Below are 16,904 nucleotides of genomic sequence, written 5' to 3'. Positions count from 1 at the left end.
ATTTGGCCCAGTGAGTTACTACAAGTGAGACTGTCGATGCGTCCTTCAGTATTGTTCGTTGCTCCCTCGGCTTATCTGCTTAGTGGGCTTGCCACCTGGCTCGAATACCTGACGCCCGGACTCGAAAGGTGTGGTTGGGACGCCAAGCTGTGCCTGGTGTCTGGGCGTCGCCATCATCTTCCGGAACCCTATCTGGCCGATCACCCGGCAACGAATGCGTTGATCGCGCATTGCGACACCGATACGCCCGTCGGTCGGCGGCGGGCCATCGAGAAAGTGCTGCAAGAAGCAAAACCCGATATCGCGATCTCGGTGAATATCCCCGATCTTTTCGTTGCGATGGACAATTTGCGCGCGTCCGGCAAGGGGGGTAAATCCCGCGCAATCCTGAGCGTGCATGGAATCGAACGCTTTCTGTATTCCGACATGCAGCATTTCGGGGGCATCCTGGATGGTGTTGTTTGCACCAACCAGCTTTCACGCGCGCTATCGACCTCGCTAGGTGCGGTGTCAGAAGATCGGGTGCTATATGCGGCTTATGGTGTGCCGGAACGTAAGCATCCTGTTGCCAAAAGTTTTGATGGCCGGTTGAACATCGTCTGTTGCGGGCGTCTGGAAACCCCCCAGAAGTGCTGCATGGACTTGGTTAGTATCGTGGCTGGACTGCGCGCGCGTGGCGTGCCATTTCGGCTGGATGTTGTCGGTGATGGTCCTGATCGCCCGCAGTTACAGACCATGCTGGCAAATGAAATTGCCGATGGCTCTGTTGTCATGCACGGATATGTGTCGGCAGATGATCTGGATACGCGAATCTATCCCGATGCGCATGCATTGATACTTACATCCTCTTGGGAAACCGGTCCAATCGTGGTCTGGGAGGCCATGGCCCATGGTGTCTGCGTGGTCAGCAGCCGATATGTTGGTAGTGGACTTGAGCAAGCGCTTGAGGATGGATCAAATGCCCTCTTATTCGATATCGGTGACACGGATTCAGCGGTGCAATCTCTTGAGCGGCTATGGCACGACGCAGGCTTGCGCGAGTGCTTGATTGAAGGCGGTAAGCAACTTGTCGAACAGCGCTATAGCATCCAGGCCTCGGTCGAAGCCTGGGATCGTGCACTCAAGCAAGTATTGGTTTCGGAGCCAGCCACGGCGGTTCGCCTGACTGCACCACCAGTGAAGGGACGTCTCGACAAGTTGTGCGGTCTTGAACTAGCAGAATCGTTGCGTGAATTGCTTGGGAGGCAATCGCCACTAGCCAATGATCCGGGTGGCGAATGGCCGCATTCGCATAGCGGTGTAGTTAGCGATGACGCATTCTGGGAACTTGCACGTGCATGCGATGGTATTCATGCAGGCAATCCAGTTGCGTAGCCTGCTCAATATCCTGCGTGGCGTGTGGCTTTTCCGCCACGACGCCGTGATCCAAGATCTCGGCAAGCGACGTCTTCAGCGCGTTGAGCTTGATTTGCTGCGACAAGCTGCACCAAAGGCTCGTATCAGCGATACGGTATTGTCGTATGGCCATCGTTCTGAACTTTTCAGCGCAGGCGAGGGGGCGCAGATACGTGAAGGCACGATGCTTGCCTTTGGTGATGACAGTAATGGGTATGGGCGGATCAAAGTTGGTGCGCGTACCTGGATCGGTCAGTACAACAATCTTCGGGCGGGTGGCGGAGACATCATGATTGGTGACGACTGCCTGATCAGCCAATTCTGCAGCATCGTGGCGTCCAACCATGGGCATGCACGCGGGATGCCAATCCAATCCCAAGGGGCAGATCCAGCCCGGTGCGGGATCGTCATCGGCAACGATGTCTGGCTTGGGGCCGGATGCGCGATCATGCCGGGTGTGACCATTGGCGACGGCGCGATCATTGGCGCGAATGCCGTGGTTACGAAAGACGTTCCAATGTTTGAAATTTGGGGCAGTGTCCCAGCAAGGAAACTGGGGGAAAGGCTGTGACTCATCCTTCTATTAGGCAAAAAATCGGTTGTTGGTTACACGAACGTTGGCGCACTGAAATTGTGCTGAGACTGCCGCACGTAGCACAAGCTTTAGGATTCAATTGGCTCGATCTGTGCAATCGTCGTCAGCGCCTTCGAGTCGATCCGCTAACGACTGGGCGCGAGTGCATGTGGAGGCACTCTTCGTCACTAACCGTAGCCAATATGTTTCCAGACATTGGACCTCGTTTGCTCAGGCATTGTTTGAAGGAGTGGCCGATAGAGTTGGATTCCACGGTGCCAACTACGGACAAATATTCTGAGCCAACCGTAAGTGTCGTGATCGGGGTGCGCGGTACTGCACGTCTGGAGCAGTTCAAGGCATGCATCAAGGCCCTACGCTCCCAAATTGACGTGAGCTACGAAGTCATCGTGGTCGAGCAAAGTTGGCATCCTGCTTTTGCATCAATTGTGCCAAAAGACGTCATTTACGTGCATCAGAAGTGCACCAGCCAGGACATGCCGTACAACCGTTCATGGGCGTTGAACCGAGGGGCGCGTGAGGCCAAGGGGCGTATCTTGCTCCTCCATGATGCGGACATGCTGCTACCCAAGGCAGCTCTCTCACATATCGTTGGTGTCATTGATCGTGGATTGGAGGCAGTACGGCTGCCACGCTTGATATTTTATCTTGATGCCGAAAGTTCTGAAGAAGTTCAGCGCGGCGAAAATTTTTTTGGTGTATTGGGACTTGAGCGCATCATTGCAAATAATCGCACTCCCATCGCAGTTACGAAGGAGTGTTATTTTTCGATCGGCGGGCACGACGAAAGATTCTATGGCTGGGGGGCGGAAGACGACGAATTCATGGAGAGACTTAGAACCCGCAATATTGGCGAAGGCGCAAGACTCCCTATTGTTCATCTTTGGCATGAAAGTGCCGCGAATGATGATGCAAGAGAGCGCAACGCATTGCTACTGGATCGACTGAGTTCAACTCCTACCCGTGATCGAATTGCATCCCTTCGGAATGGCGGCACGGGTGCAGAAGTGCCTTCATCGATATGGTCGAGATCATGATCACGCAGGTATGTAGATACCGGGCGAGGAACCAAGCCATCGCTTGGCGGGCCGCCCAGAGACCTTGAGCGAATGAATTGGAAATTGTTGGCAGGCCGCCTCCGCGGAGCATGGCTCGAATATCCTGAAACACGCCGGCGAATTGCTTCGATACCTGCAGGACCGCCCATCTTCCTGACTGGTACCCATCGTAGTGGTACGACATGGTTGGCAAAAATGCTAGCCGCCCCCGGTATCTGGTATATCCACGAGCCATTCTCCCCGGAGAAAGGGCGGTGGCCGAAATCATTCGACTATCGCCGAAGCGAGGTGGCGGATGCGGATGTGGATGCGCTGTTCGATGAGGTCCTTAGCGGCGGATTCCGGGCCGCTCTGAATATGCCAAACGCGGATTATCCGATGATGCCCTTGAGGCTTTTCAAGCCGCGATTGAAGCGCATGCTAATCAAGGATCCGCTGGGGTGCCTGCTGACGGAGTATTTAACGACGCGTTACCAGCTGCAAACCGTTATCCTGTTTCGGCACCCGGCAGGATTCGTGTCCAGCGTGCGTCGGCTGGGGTGGCCGCTCGGGTCATTCTTACGCCAGTTCCTCGACGATGGACAGCTGATGACCGAGCATCTAGAACCTCATCGGAACTTACTTGAGAAATATTCAGGTGAAGATAGTGTCGAGTCAGCAGCAGTGCTGCATGGCGCCTTGAACACTGTCCTATGGAGCTATGTCAAGCAGGGCGTTGGCTCACACGTCATGTTCGAAGACCTTTGCCAAGATCCGATCAACAAGTTGCAAGGGCTGTTCGAGGTGCTGCAGCTTCCGTACGACGAGCGCACGCGCGAGATCCATCAACGCGCCTGCTTTGGTGATGTCATGTCGGTCGAGAAGTACCATCCACATGCCGTCTCACGAAACAGCATGGCGATGGCGCGTTCCTGGGCTGGCAAGATTGCGAGCGATGAACTCACGCTCATCCGGGAAATCTGGCAGCAGTTCGGGATACCACTTTACGACCGGGATGAGGATTGGACGCCGTGAAAAAATACTCGGCGAGAAAGACAATATCGGTGGGACACCACATTGGCAAGCTTGGCATGTGCGCGAATTGGCCACAGATCATTGACCAGAAGGCGATCTGATTGCACTCGCCTGCTACCATCAGCACTATCATCCCCGCCTACAATCGGCCGATCATGTTGCGGGAGGCAGTGGCGTCGGTACTTGCACAGACCTATGAGCGAATCGAAGTCATCATCGTCGATGATGGATCCGAAGATGACACCCCCAAGGTTGCTGAAGAATTGGCGGCCTTGCATCCTGGTGTGGTGCGCTGGGTGCATCAGGCCAATGCTGGTCCGGGTGCAGCACGTAACTTGGGATTTGCGCATGCGCGAGGCGAGTACATCCAATACTTGGATTCCGATGACTTGCTGGAACCCAGCAAGTTCGAGTTACAGGTCGCCGCGTTGCAGGAACATCCGGAAACTGGTCTGGCCTACGGAATCACCCGGCGCGTCGATATGGCAACGGGTGAATCGCGTGTCTGGGCGCGTACCAGCGAAGAGATCGAGCACATTTTTCCATCATTTCTGATGAAGCGGGGCTGGGATACGAATGCGCCGCTTTGGCGGAGGACTACATGCGATGCGATCGGACCCTGGCTGGAGCTACGCTGTCTTGAGGACTGGGAGCACGATTTGCGTGCGGGCATGTTGGGCATTAGCGCGATCCATGTGCCGCAGCCTGGCGCGATCGTTCGCGATCACGAGGCCATGCGAGCAAGCGGCATGAGCAGCGGTTTTACCGTGGAGATTGTTCGGGACATGGCGCGTGCACACGAGGCAGTTTGGACACGTATGCGTGCACTTGGACTTCTTGACTGGAGTTACCTGGAAGAGTTCTCCCGAAAATTGTTCTGGATCGCGCGATTGTGTGGTGAGCGGGGGCTGGTTGAAGAAGCCGAAATAGCGCTAGGTATAGCGAAAGAAATGCGCATCTGCCATGGAACCTGTGCGTTGCAACTGTATGGCGTGGCCACGGGATTATTTGGTTGGCCGCGCACGGTATGGTGGTTGGAGACAACTCGATCACTGATTCAGCACAGTAAAAAACAATAGCAACGGTTGGTTTCGGTGACTGGATGAGAGCTGTGACCATAAATTCTCAGGCTGAGAAGCCTGCTCCCGATATCAAGAACAAATTCCGGATAAATTCCTAGTAGTGAATACCAGGCCCACAGTCTCTGTCGTAATGAGCGTCTATAACGATGCCGGTCGAATTGAGAGCTCGGTGGGGAGCATCCTTGGCCAAAGCTTTCATGACCTCGAGCTGATCGTGATTGACGATGGCTCAACTGATGGCTGCTCGCAGCTACTGGATGGGTTAGCGAGCGAGGATCCACGCCTGCGCATCCTCCATCAAGAAAATACAGGCCTCACACGGGCACTCATCCATGGTTGTGCCGAGGCTCGAGGCGAGTTCATTGCGCGGCAGGATTCCGATGATTGGTCACATCTGTTGCGAATTGCCGAACAGGTCGCACTGTTCGACAAGGATCCTCGGCTGGGGTTTGTATCCTGCACGACCGAATGTGTTGGCCCTGGCGGAGAGCATATGTCGTTCACCGAGCGGCCCGCGGATCCCGAAGTTGCGACGCACGGGTTGTTACACAACCGTCAGGGGCCACCCGCTCACGGTAGCGTTATGTTCCGCAAGGCTCTTTATGAAAAAGTCGGCGGTTATCGAGAAGAGTTTTACTATTCACAGGATTCGGACCTGTGGCTGCGGATGGGCGAGCAGGCGCTGATCGGATATATCCCAAACGTGCGCTACCGCTACATAAAAGAGCCCGGGAGTATTTCTGGTGTTGGAAGACCTCGACAATTAGAATTTGCCAGGCTTGTGCATGCTTGCAGGGTTTGTCGGGTCTCCGGGACAAGTGAGTCAGAGTGCCTGGATGAAGCGCGAAAGCTTATGGAGAATATTCGAAGTGAGAGGCTTGGCTCGCAAATCTCAGGCATCGACAAGAGTCCTGAAATTACCTATCTGATCGGATCGCAACTCGTGAAGAATGGCGACAGGCGCGCAATCGGTTATCTGCGTCAAGTTATTACTGCACGACCAATGCATTGGCGAGCGTGGGTTCGTCTAGTACAAGCGATCCTGATTACATCTGAGGAGAAACGTGATGATGGGTAACCAAGTCTTTCACTGTATTGCAGTTCTCGCAGGCCTACGCCCAGCGGCAACGCAATTGTCGGTCCCAGAAACTGATCTGCTCAGGGAACTGTCCAGCATGTCCGAGACTGTAACCGAGATCGGTGTGTTCGAAGGGCTTACGTCCCGCCGAATGATGGAGAAAATGCCGGAGAGTGGCGCTCTGTACTGCATAGACCCATTCATTCCCGGCCGCCTAGGTATCGCCTACGGCTATTGGATCACGTGGTCGCAGACCCGCAGAGCCCGGCGACCCGATATCAAATTGCACGTAATCCGGAAGTTCAGCTACGACAGCGTTATGGATGTTCAGCAAGAAATGGATCTGATCTTTATTGACGCCGACCACTCTTACAAATCAGTGAAACGGGACTGGGACGAGTGGTCGCCAAAGGTGAAGGTGGGTGGGCGACTTGCGCTGCACGATAGCCAGCCAATGCCCGGCCGCTGCCCAGAGACCAGTGGTCCTGTGCGGCTGGTGCGTGAGTTGGGTCCAACCCCTTCTGGGTTTGAACTCCAGGAAACCCGGGACACCATCACGGTGTATCGCCGCGTTTCATGAGCGGGAAGCTGGACATTCTGGTCGGGGCGGATGTTCTGCCGGATGCCAACTCTGGCGCCGCTGGCACCGTGATGGATACCAGTCATGCGCTTGCGAAACTTGGGCATCGTGTCGACTCGTTCTGGGCGGACTCGCTTGGACGCAAGGTTTCTCACGGAAATTTGCACTACATACTTGAACTGCCTCGTGCCTATCGGCGCGAAGTCGCCGCGCGGCTTGCTCGAAGGGGCTATGACGTGGTGCAACTCAGTCAGCCATATTCGTATCTGTCCGGCCGAATGGTGCTCGGATTGCCGAATCGCCCTCTGATGGTTTGGCGTAGTCATGGACTTGAAGCAAAAGTTGACGCGGCGATGCTCCGATACGCGCCGACCACCTCATCGACGGTACGTGGAGCGTTTCGTGCCTTGGTCGGACATCGGCTTCATTGGATTCAGCGTGAAGCGATGCACTGTAGCGACGGTGCGATCGTGCCATGTGCCGATGACAAGAAGTTCCTGGTCGAGCAGTTCGGTGCGCAGCCAGACCGGGTCGCAGTGATCTGGCATGGTGTGCCTGACGCCTACCTGGATGCACCAGTGTCGACCGATGAGCGGCGCTGGAAGAGGCTCCTGCATGTTTCGCAGATGTCGGCGAACAAGGGGCCCATGATCATGAATCGGGTAGTGGCGCAGGTCCTGCAGTCGCGAACCGATGTCTGTATGACCTGGATCTGCCCCCAGCCATTGCACGATGCACTGCTGTCCGCGTTGCCAGACGGCGTTCGCGACCGTGTGGACCTTCGGGGCTGGGTGGATCGAAGTTCCTTGATGGAAATGTACGACACCCATGGAATATTCTTATTTCCGACCTTGGCGGAGGGCGCGGCCAAAGTTGTGATGGAAGCCATGGCGCGAGGGATGTGCGTGGTGTCGTCAGACACTTCGGGTCCTACCGACTACATTCGCGACGGCGCCAATGGGCGCCTCGTTCCAGTTGGCGACGTGTCCGCGATGGCGTTATCTGCCGCCGACTTGGCGAGCGACGCTGAAATGTGCAGTCGCCTTGGCCACTCGGCAAGGGTGACCGCAGCAGAATTTCGTTGGGGGCGGTGTGCGAGTGCCATGACCGCGTTCTACGACCACCTGAATTCAATTCGACGTTATTGACACTTATGGCGGCCGGAGGACAACAGCGTCGTCGATCCATTGGCGGAGCCGCTGCGCGACGAGGATGAAAAAGCTGTGTCCGTAACCCTCCCCTTGAGTGTGGTGATTCCAACCTACCAGCGCGGTATGATCGCGCTCAACAGCGCGCGCGCATTGCTTGCGCTGGCAGTACCGCCTTCAGAAATTGTACTGGTAGATCAGACCGTTCGGCATCCAGCCGACATTGAGAGTGAATTGCAGGGATTGCATGACGCCGGGCAGCTTCGCTGGTTGCGCCTCCCTGAGCCCAGTATTCCGCACGCGATGAACGTGGGTTTGCAATCCGCGAAATCTAACATCGTCTTGTTCCTTGACGACGACATCGTGCCGGATCCGCATCTGGTGGCGAGGCACAAGGCTGCACAAGTACAAGCCTCGCTGGTGGCGGGCATGGTGCTGCAGCCCGGCGAACAGCCCGAGCATCTCCAGCCCGGAGAGTCATTCCGCTTCACCAGTGATACACCGGCCGTTATCCGCGAATTCATGGGCGGCAACTTTTCAGTGCGACGCGACATGGCGATCGCACTGGGCGGCTTCGACGAGAATTTCATTGGCGCGGCGTATCGCTTCGAGGCCGAGTTTGCGTGGCGCTATCGCACGATCCATGGGCTCATCCGTTATGAACCCGGCGCGATCATCCATCACTTGGCGGTGTCATCAGGCGGTACGCGCGCCCATGGGCATCACCTACGAACCATGCGCCCCACACATTCGGTCGGCGCTTACTATTTCTGGCTGCGGACTAGGCAGGAGGGCTGGTGGCGGGAGTTGCTTTGGCGACCACTACGGTCGATCCGCACCCGTCACCACATGCGCAACCCCTGGTGGATTCCATTGACGCTGCTGGCCGAACTGCGCGGCTTCTTCGCGGCATGCGCATTGTTGCGTCGGGGCCCACGTTTACTTCAATCGCATGGCTGAACTGGATTACCGGCGCCACATCGATGGCCTGCGGGCGCTTGCGGTCCTCGCCGTGGTTGCTTATCACGCAGGCGTGCCATGGGTGCAGGGCGGGTTTGTAGGTGTCGATGTTTTCTTTGTCATCTCCGGGTTCCTGATCACCGGCCTGTTGTTTAGGGAATTTTCGACAACCGGAGACATCTCTCTGGTCGGCTTCTATGAGCGCCGGGTACGCAGGCTCGCGCCTGCATTGCTTTTGGTGCTCGCCGCCACGTTGGCATTGGGTTCCGTCTTCTTGGTTCCGGTTGGCGGCGAACAACAGGGGCTGGCGAAGTCGGCAATTGCCACAGTACTGCTGGTATCCAACTTCTATTTTGCGAATGCCACGGGTGGATACTTCGACGCGCCGGCCGCAGCGCAGCCGCTGTTGCATACCTGGTCACTTTCGGTCGAGGAACAGTTCTACCTCGTCTGGCCAGGGCTAATGCTGCTGTTGGGTCGCTGGTCACACCGGCGTGGTATTGGGTTTGATCGGCCACTTGGCGGCTTGCTGGTGCTGGTCTTCGTGGTGTCCCTTGCACTATCCATAATCACGACAGCCAGCCATCGCGAGTTTGCATTTTTCGGATCTCCAACCCGTGCCTGGGAGTTTGCCGCCGGCGGCTTGGTGTATGTGTTCGCGACGAAGCGCAAGAAGCCGATCCTGTTCGCAGAACTTATTGCGGGTGCCGGATTGTTGGCGATCCTGTATTCCGTGGTGGCGTTCGATGCCGAAGCGATTCCGTTCCCGGGTTGGCACGCGACGATTCCGACCCTCGGTACGGCTGCCTTGATCATGGGATGCGAATATTCGCGCCATGGACTGGTGGCAAGGCTATTGTCAGTACGTCCGCTGGTAGCGATTGGTCTTGTGTCGTATGCGTTTTACCTGTGGCATTGGCCACTCCTGGTCATGGCACGCTTGTACACCTTGGGTGAAATCGGCACGGTAGGCATTGCCGGCGTGTGCCTGCTTGCCTTGGTGCTGGCGGCGCTGACCTATCGGTTCGTGGAAAACCCGATCAGGCGCAAACAGGTTGCATTGATGGCCACGCGCTCGCGGACATTTCGCGTGGGGGCGGTCGGCTGCGCATTCGTGGTCGTGCTGGCCGCAGGACTTGGGGCGTGGGCCAAGTTGGGTTGGACCCAGGCGGGCGGGGACGCGGCGCTGCAGACGGCGTTGGCAGACGTCCGGAATGTTCATGTGTCGTGTGAACACGAGCGGCCGTATAAAGGTGGTTTATTACAGCGATCCGATTGCGATCTTCCGAAAGGCGGCAGAGCGCCAGATATCATTATCTGGGGTGATTCCCATGCGGCCCATTACGTTCCGGCGCTGACGGAGTACGCAAGGCGTCGTGGCCTTTCGCTGCGCATTCGCTACATGCCCGAGTGTCCGCCTCTGCAAGGATATTCTCCAACCTTGATCGGGATACCTCGCGCCGTAGGTTGCGAGCGATTCAATCAGGATGTGCTGCAGGAAGTACAGCGGCTTTCCGCGCACAAGCCCTTAACGGTCGTGTTGGCATCACACTGGCCCGCCTACACCAGCAATTCGGCTGCCTTTGCAGCGGCACGTAGTGGGGCGGTGGCGACGTTGCGCGGAATTGCATCTGGGGGTGCGCGCGCGGTGGTGGTCGCGCCCACGCCTGACTTCCACCATGAAGTCCCTGCGTGCTTGGCGCGCAGGCCGCTCGCCACATGCTCGATCACCCGGCGTGATGCAGAGCAAGGCCGAAGCGTGGCGCTGGCAATGCTGGCTTCTGAAGTCGCCCATTCTCCGACAGCAACATTGTTCGATCCGTTCATTTCACTGTGCACTACAACATCATGCCCAGCCACTAAAGAAGGAGCTGTGATGTATTCGGATAGCCACCACCTGACGGTGGCGGGTTCGCTTCGTCTTGTAAATGGATTCGCTGGCGCACTTGGCGATAGTGCCGCTCATGGGCAAGGAGTCAAGTGACCATGAGAGATTTTCAGTAGATGCGCTCCTTGGCGAAATTTCAAGCGATGTTTGTGGCCAGCACCTCATTGAGCTTGCTGATCGTTCGTCCGTTCATGGCCCCGAGTGAGGAGCGCATGTGCCTCGCGGACGCGGTAGTACAGAGGAGCTTGGTTTGATGCGCGTCGCAATGGTCACCACACACCCGATCCAGTACCAAGTGCCTTGGTTGCGCATGCTGGCGAAGACCCCCGGCATTGACCTGCGTGTGTATTTCGCGATGATTCCTAATGCTGCGGAGCAGGGGCGGGAATTCGGCGTCGCCTTCGATTGGGATATTCCGCTGCTGGAAGGCTATGAATGGACGTTGCTCAAGAATCGCGCAAAGCATCCATCGCTGACGGAGTTCCGGGGTTGCGATACACCGCAGCTGTACCGGGAGATCCGCGAGGGCGGCTTTGAAGCGGTCATCGTCAATGGCTGGGTCACCAAAACCTGCTTGCAGGCGTTGCTGGCCAGTCGCCTGGCCGGGATTCCCTGCATCGTGCGGGGGGAAGTCAATGGAATGCGCCCGCGTGCCAGTTGGAAGTGTTGGCTGCATGCGCGCCTGTTAGCGCGATACGCAGCGTGCCTGTCGATCGGCACCAATAATCGGCGTTATCTGCTGGATGCCGGCGTGCCGGCCGCGCGTATCTTTGCCACACCTTATTGCGTCGAGAATGAGCGGTTCTCCACTGCAGCGGATGTCGCGAGAATCCAGCCAGGTCGCGACGCACTTCAGGCGCGTTTCGGACTGGATCCAGAACGCACGACGTTCGTGTTTTCCGGCAAGTTCGTCGACAAGAAACGCCCGGGCGACATCGTTGAGGCGATCCGGCGCCTTGACCCGAACGAACGTGCTCGCATGCAACTCCTGCTGGTGGGGGGCGGGCCAATGGAGCAGGAACTGCGAACTTCGGCAGCCGGCCTGCCCGTGCATTTCGCCGGATTCCTCAATCAGTCAGAGATCACGGCAGCCTATGCTGCGGCCGACTGCCTGGTTCTGCCGTCAGACCACGGCGAGACTTGGGGCCTCGTGGTCAACGAGGCCATGGCCTGCGGCTTGCCTGCGATCGTCAGCGATCAGGTCGGTTGCGCTGTGGACCTTGTGCAGGCCGGATATACCGGCGACGTGTTCCCTTACGGAGACGTGGCCGCGTTGTCTGCCCTGTTGGCTAGGCATGGGCTTGTGCGCAACGGATTGGCGAAAATGGGTGCTGCTGCAAGGGTTCAGGTGGAGGCGGGTTATAATTTCGAAAACGTACGGCAAGGCGTGCTTGCGGCGCTGACGACAGTGACAGGGAAGACGGTCTGATGGCGCTGTATGTCTTGTTGGGTCTCGCGGCGCTGTTCTCGTTTCGCGCCGCGACGGCATGGCGATATGGCTTCTTCCTGATGATCCTGCTGGCGGCAGTGCAGGATCCACTCCGCAAGCTCGTGCCTGGCACGCCTGGCTGGCTGGTGCTCATCACTGCCCCTGTGTTCCTCGCAACAGTGTTGGGGGCAGCGATGCGGACACGGGGATGGTGGGCAGTTTTCAAGCGTGCTTATCCGCAAATCGGTAACGCCTTGCTCATGTTGATCCTGTTGTGCGTGCCTGCCGCGATCCTGTCGGCAACCTATGGCCCGGGATCCTGGATGCTGACCATCCTCGGTGCATTCTCGTACGCGTCGATTTTCCTCGCAGTGATCACCGGCTTTCATTTCTCGCGTGACCCAAGGTCGGTGCGCAAGTTGCTGGTCGTTTACTGCTTGGCCAATGGCGTGATGCTTAGCGGTGCCATATTGGATTACTACAAGCTGTTCCCGGATATGCAGATCCTGGGCACCAAGGCGCTGGGCTTCGAATGGATGCGCTGGGGTTCTGGCTACACGGTGGATATGGTGGCGGGCTTCTATCGAAGCCCTGATGTGATGGGCTGGCATGCGGCTGCGGTCTGCATGCTGTCTCTGATATTGGGCATCGCAGGCAAGGGCAAGCGTCGTTGGTTATGGATCGCTTTAAGTGGCTTGGCCATATTTGCGTTGATGCTGTCTGGCCGGCGCAAAATGGTGTACATGCTGCCGGTATTTTTGCTTGCGCTGGTCTGGATCTACTGGCAGGCCGGGCGTGCGGGGCGAATAGTGGCCCTGCTCGGTTTGTTACTCATCCCGGTTGGTAGTGTCTGGCTGGTGAGCGACCAATTGAGTGAGGATTCCGCCAATGTTCGTTACTACAGCGGCGAAGGACTGAAAATGAGTGCGATGGAAAGCATCCAGGGACAAGGCTTCGGCGCAGTAGTAACGACCTATCAGCAATCAGGGATACTTGGTGAGGGGCTAGGGGTTGCCACGCCCGGTTCGCATAACCTGAAGGTGGCGCGACCACGCGTGTGGCAGGAGAGTGCGCCAAGCCGGATCATGGTTGAGCTTGGTGTGCCGGGTACGTTGGGATTCCTCTGGGTGATGATCGCGATCGTGCTTGCGTTGTGGCGAACGACGATTTCGCAACTACGCAAGCGCAGCACTTCGGCACCCTACGCGGCGGGACTGTTCGCATTCTTCCTGGCCAACGTCGGCAGTCTGACGGTGTCAGGCCAGATTCTGGCGGATCCTTTCATCGCAGCGTTCCTGGGTATCTTGGTGGGTGTCGTGTTGTCGCTCGTGCGTTTTCAGCCTCCCAAGACGAATGGGCCCTCACGTGCTGCCTGAAGGATGTGACGGGCGAACCAGGTTGCGTGTTGGGCTGCTTGTCACGGCACCAGTGGATGCGCCGGGCAGCATGCGTGCCTATGCAGACGTACTGATACAGGCGCTGGCACGGCATGCGCCAGATGTAGAGGCGCAGTTGTTCGAGCTCGCTCCTGTGGCGGCTTCCGGAGGCTTGGACCAACGGATGGAAATGTTGTCCCTGCCGCTAAAGGCGTGGCGCCATCGGAATGCGTCCGTTGATGTCTGGCACGTGCTGGACGGCAGCCGCGCGTATCTCGCATCTGCCCTACAGGGTGCTCCACTTGTGATTACAGCCCACGACATCATTCCTAGGTTGCAGCAGCGAGGTCGTTTTCCAGGGACGCCAACCGTTAGCGCGGCCGCGCGCTGGCTATGGCGTCGCAACGGGGTGGCGATGCGCAGTGCGCAGATGCTGGTCTGCGTGAGCGAGTGCACCAGGCGAGATGTCTCGAGCGAATACGGCGATCCACATTCCTCCAAGGTCGTCCCCTCTCCGGTGCGTCCATCACTGGCTGCATTCTCCGAAGTCGACGGTAGCCCGCGGGAGCAGGGCGTCATCCTGCATGTTGGCAACAATGGCTTCTACAAAAAACGCGAGCAGGCTTTACGCATTTTCGCCCGACTGGATCGCGCGCTGGCTCGAACGCTTGTCATGATCGGGCCGAAACCCACGGCGTCGATGCGGGCATTTGCGGAACAAGCTGGATTAGCCGCATCAATCCTCTGGATCGAGGATGTGGCGGATACGGTGATGGTGGATTGGTATCGGCGCGCATCCGTCCTTGTATTTCCATCGCTCTATGAGGGCTTCGGGTGGCCGGTGCTCGAAGCCATGACATTCGGCTTGCCGGTTGTGTGCAGTGATGGAGGTTCGCTGCCGGAAGTCGCCGGTTCGGCGGCGCCATGCGTGCCAGCAGATGACATAGACGGTTTCGTGCACGAGATCGAAGTGCTGCTGCGTGATCCGGAGTTGGTAAGGAGACGTGCGGAACAGGGGCGTGACTGGGCTGCACAGTTCAGCCTGGAACGGTTCGCTCGAGACATGGCCGATACTTATCGATCAGCACGCAACGACTTTGGAAAGGTGAAGCGATGATTGCGAAAAGCGCATTGATCTTCGGCGTGTCAGGCCAAGACGGGGCACTGCTTGCACGGCTGCTTGCCGACAAGGGATATCGAGTGCATGGCACATCGCGTGATGCTCAACTGAGCAGCTTCGGCAACCTCGATGTCGTAGGAGTGCGCGACCGGGTACAAGTGCATTCGGCCGCGACCACAGACTTTCGCAGCGTGGCCCAGGTCCTGAGCGAAGTTCAGCCGGATGAAACCTATTTGCTGGCCGGGCAGAGTTCTGTCGGATTGTCGTTCGGCCAGCCGGTGGAAACGCTTGAGAGTATTGCCCTTGGTGCGCTGAATGTACTCGAGGCGATCCGGTTCCTGAAACTGGGTACACGCCTCTACCACGCCGGTTCCAGCGAATGTTTTGGCGATGTGGGGGAAGCGGCCAACGAACGCACGGCCTTCAGACCACGAAGCCCGTACGCCGTCGCCAAGGCGAGTGCGCACTGGATGGTTGCGAATTACCGCGACGCATACGGTCTGTATGCATGCACCGGGATCCTGTTCAACCATGAATCGCCGTTGCGTCCAACCCGCTTCGTCACCCGCAAGATCATTGCCGCTGCGGTTCGGATTGCCGGTGGGAGTGGGGAACGCCTGCAGCTCGGCAACCTCGATATCGAGCGTGACTGGGGATGGGCACCTGAGTACGTTGATGCGATGTGGCGCATGTTGCAGCAGCGGGAGCCGAACGATTATGTGATCGCAACTGGTCGCATGCATGCCTTGAGCAACTTCGTTGCGATGGCATTCGATGTCGTGGGATTGGATTGGCAGCAGCACGTTGATTTTGACCCACAGCTGCGGCGGCCAAGCGACATCGCGCATAGCGTCGGCGATGCATCGAAGGCGGAGCATGAGCTTGGATGGAAGGCGTCAACGACACTTGAGCAAGTGGTGGCGCGCATGGTGGCGGCCGAGCAGGGTGAGTCGTGGCCGGTGGTGGCGAGCTGATCAATGCGAATCGCGGTCGATGCCCTGCCAATCAACAATTTCTCCGGACGAAATGTCCTGGGCGGGCATTTGCGTAATCTGGCCGCAGCCTCGGGCGGTCGCCACATTTTTTATGTATTCCATCATGAAGGCAATCGGGACTTGCGGCGGGATCTCGGCGACCACGTGCAATGGATTGAGTGCCGGGGTGTCGGTGCTGGTTGGACGAGGCGTTTGTGGTGGCAGCAATTCGCAATGCAGCGGCGGCTGGATGCGGTGGGTGCTGACCTTCTGATCTCGACGTCCGGTGCATTGGTGCCTGGCGTCAGCTCTCCGCAATTGGTTTTGGCGCAAAACCCCTGGTGCTTTTTCCCGCAATTCCATGCAGGAGCTGTGAATCGCTTGAAGGCGCGGATGCAGCGGCACGGTTACAAGAACGCGCAACGTCGTGCCGCGGCGATGTTCTACCTGTCGAATTACATGGCGCGGATCTACGCTGACAACGCCGCGTGCACGCCACGAGACGGCGCAACCGTGCTGGTGGGTGTTGATGACCGCATGTTCGAGAAGGCGGCTGCAATACCGTTGCCGGGTTTCGAACAGCGTGCAATGGAGATCGTCGTGGTGTCGGTAATGACACCGCACAAGTCGGTCGAGGACGTGCTCGACGCAGTGGCAATCTTGCGTGAGCGTGGCGTTGATGCGTGCCTGACGCTTGTGGGGCCTTGGTCGGATTCCGATTATCGCTCGGCGATTGAACAGCGGATCGGCACGAAGGGGCTGGCGTCAGCGGTGACGATTACGGGCGCAGTGTCGGACCAAGAGTTGATTCGGCATTATCAGAGGGCGAGAGTGTTCTGCCTGCTGAGCCGATGCGAATCGTTCGGAATTCCTGCGGTCGAGGCACAGGTGTTCGGCACCCCATGCGTGGTTGCAGATGTATGTGCGCCCCCTGAGATCGCGGGACCTGGTGGCTTTGCGGTTCCGGCGGGCCGAATCGATCTTGCTGCAGATGCATTGCAACCACTGCTGACCAGTGCAGATGCATGGCGAGCTGCATCATCACGCGCGCTGGCGAATTCCGAGCGTTTCCGCTGGTCGCGTTTGAGCCAGCCGATCATCGATTTCATCGACAAATGGCAGGCGCCGTGAGTCTGGATATTCATTCGGCACGTGCTGCCAGGCCATACAGCCGGCGCGAATATGTTGGACGCGCATTGTGGGCCCT

At 57.8% G+C, this 16,904-nt stretch carries 15 protein-coding genes and 1 pseudogene; 15 read left to right on the top strand and 1 reads right to left on the bottom strand.

What is annotated here, in order from left to right; translation table 11 throughout:
• Nucleotides 1-36 precede the first annotated feature (36 nt).
• The 14 genes and pseudogenes from PSV05_RS10130 (at nucleotide 37) to PSV05_RS10065 (ending at nucleotide 15,697) form a co-directional block, all read left to right on the top strand.
• Nucleotides 37-1,374 carry a glycosyltransferase family 4 protein gene (locus PSV05_RS10130; RefSeq protein WP_300064704.1) on the top strand — a complete coding sequence of 446 codons (1,338 nt, stop codon included), beginning with the start codon at nucleotides 37-39 and terminating at the stop codon, nucleotides 1,372-1,374.
• A 427-nt stretch (nucleotides 1,375-1,801) separates the two neighbouring features.
• Nucleotides 1,802-1,966: pseudogene (locus PSV05_RS10125) on the top strand (DapH/DapD/GlmU-related protein); the annotation flags it as partial.
• Nucleotides 1,967-2,232: 266 nt separating this feature from the next.
• Nucleotides 2,233-3,027: a galactosyltransferase-related protein gene (locus tag PSV05_RS10120; RefSeq protein WP_300064701.1), complete on the top strand. Its 795-nt coding sequence runs from the start codon at nucleotides 2,233-2,235 to the stop codon at nucleotides 3,025-3,027.
• 72 nt (nucleotides 3,028-3,099) lie between these two features.
• A complete protein-coding gene (locus PSV05_RS10115) occupies nucleotides 3,100-4,062 on the top strand; it encodes a sulfotransferase (RefSeq protein WP_300064698.1) in 963 nt (320 codons plus the stop codon).
• Nucleotides 4,063-4,163: 101 nt separating this feature from the next.
• Nucleotides 4,164-5,141: a glycosyltransferase family A protein gene (locus PSV05_RS10110; RefSeq protein WP_300064695.1), complete on the top strand. Its 978-nt coding sequence runs from the start codon at nucleotides 4,164-4,166 to the stop codon at nucleotides 5,139-5,141.
• 103 nt (nucleotides 5,142-5,244) lie between these two features.
• Complete coding sequence (locus PSV05_RS10105) at nucleotides 5,245-6,222, top strand: glycosyltransferase family A protein (RefSeq protein ID WP_300064693.1); 978 nt, start codon at nucleotides 5,245-5,247, stop codon at nucleotides 6,220-6,222.
• On the top strand, nucleotides 6,212-6,802 hold the full coding sequence (locus PSV05_RS10100; RefSeq protein WP_345782253.1) for a class I SAM-dependent methyltransferase: 591 nt from the start codon (nucleotides 6,212-6,214) through the stop codon (nucleotides 6,800-6,802). The genes PSV05_RS10105 and PSV05_RS10100 overlap by 11 nt, the downstream gene beginning before the upstream one ends.
• Nucleotides 6,799-7,950, top strand: coding sequence for a glycosyltransferase family 4 protein (locus PSV05_RS10095; protein ID WP_300064687.1), 1,152 nt, complete (start codon nucleotides 6,799-6,801; stop codon nucleotides 7,948-7,950). Before PSV05_RS10100 ends, PSV05_RS10095 begins: the two co-directional genes overlap by 4 nt.
• Before the next feature lie 39 nt (nucleotides 7,951-7,989).
• On the top strand, nucleotides 7,990-8,910 hold the full coding sequence (locus PSV05_RS10090) for a glycosyltransferase (protein ID WP_300064684.1): 921 nt from the start codon (nucleotides 7,990-7,992) through the stop codon (nucleotides 8,908-8,910).
• Nucleotides 8,903-10,894: an acyltransferase family protein gene (locus tag PSV05_RS10085; RefSeq protein WP_300064682.1), complete on the top strand. Its 1,992-nt coding sequence runs from the start codon at nucleotides 8,903-8,905 to the stop codon at nucleotides 10,892-10,894. Before PSV05_RS10090 ends, PSV05_RS10085 begins: the two co-directional genes overlap by 8 nt.
• A gap of 247 nt (nucleotides 10,895-11,141) precedes the next feature.
• Nucleotides 11,142-12,227, top strand: a complete 1,086-nt coding sequence (locus PSV05_RS10080; protein ID WP_300064679.1) for a glycosyltransferase family 4 protein — start codon at nucleotides 11,142-11,144, stop codon at nucleotides 12,225-12,227.
• Between the two features lie 80 nt (nucleotides 12,228-12,307).
• Nucleotides 12,308-13,603 carry a hypothetical protein gene (locus tag PSV05_RS10075; RefSeq protein WP_300064676.1) on the top strand — a complete coding sequence of 432 codons (1,296 nt, stop codon included), beginning with the start codon at nucleotides 12,308-12,310 and terminating at the stop codon, nucleotides 13,601-13,603.
• A gap of 52 nt (nucleotides 13,604-13,655) precedes the next feature.
• Nucleotides 13,656-14,720, top strand: coding sequence for a glycosyltransferase family 1 protein (locus PSV05_RS10070; RefSeq protein WP_300064673.1), 1,065 nt, complete (start codon nucleotides 13,656-13,658; stop codon nucleotides 14,718-14,720).
• Nucleotides 14,717-15,697, top strand: coding sequence for a GDP-mannose 4,6-dehydratase (locus tag PSV05_RS10065; RefSeq protein ID WP_300064670.1), 981 nt, complete (start codon nucleotides 14,717-14,719; stop codon nucleotides 15,695-15,697). The genes PSV05_RS10070 and PSV05_RS10065 overlap by 4 nt, the downstream gene beginning before the upstream one ends.
• Here PSV05_RS10065 and PSV05_RS10060 read toward each other — a convergent pair whose 3' ends face one another.
• Nucleotides 15,698-16,060: a hypothetical protein gene (locus PSV05_RS10060; RefSeq protein ID WP_300064667.1), complete on the bottom strand. Its 363-nt coding sequence runs from the start codon at nucleotides 16,058-16,060 to the stop codon at nucleotides 15,698-15,700.
• 18 nt (nucleotides 16,061-16,078) lie between these two features.
• Between PSV05_RS10060 and PSV05_RS10055 the strand changes: the two genes are divergently transcribed.
• Nucleotides 16,079-16,828 (top strand): glycosyltransferase family 4 protein, encoded by a 750-nt coding sequence (locus PSV05_RS10055; RefSeq protein WP_300064664.1) that lies wholly within the window; start codon nucleotides 16,079-16,081, stop codon nucleotides 16,826-16,828.
• The last annotated feature ends 76 nt before the right edge of the window (nucleotides 16,829-16,904 follow it).

Source organism: Thermomonas sp., assembly GCF_029945965.1.
Lineage (GTDB): Bacteria > Pseudomonadota > Gammaproteobacteria > Xanthomonadales > Xanthomonadaceae > Thermomonas.
This window is presented reverse-complemented; position numbering and strand designations above follow the sequence as displayed.

Bases quoted from the DNA above. Each gene is read 5' to 3' on its own strand.
- PSV05_RS10100 (WP_345782253.1), top strand. From the start codon at position 6,212: ATGATGGGTAACCAAGTCTTTCACTGTATTGCAGTTCTCGCAGGCCTA.
- PSV05_RS10095 (WP_300064687.1), top strand. From the start codon at position 6,799: ATGAGCGGGAAGCTGGACATTCTGGTCGGGGCGGATGTTCTGCCGGAT.
- PSV05_RS10115 (WP_300064698.1), top strand. From the start codon at position 3,100: ATGAATTGGAAATTGTTGGCAGGCCGCCTCCGCGGAGCATGGCTCGAA.
- PSV05_RS10075 (WP_300064676.1), top strand. From the start codon at position 12,308: ATGATCCTGCTGGCGGCAGTGCAGGATCCACTCCGCAAGCTCGTGCCT.
- PSV05_RS10065 (WP_300064670.1), top strand. From the start codon at position 14,717: ATGATTGCGAAAAGCGCATTGATCTTCGGCGTGTCAGGCCAAGACGGG.
- PSV05_RS10060 (WP_300064667.1), bottom strand. From the start codon at position 16,060: ATGGAATTGCGGGAAAAAGCACCAGGGGTTTTGCGCCAAAACCAATTG.
- PSV05_RS10085 (WP_300064682.1), top strand. From the start codon at position 8,903: ATGGCTGAACTGGATTACCGGCGCCACATCGATGGCCTGCGGGCGCTT.
- PSV05_RS10130 (WP_300064704.1), top strand. From the start codon at position 37: ATGCGTCCTTCAGTATTGTTCGTTGCTCCCTCGGCTTATCTGCTTAGT.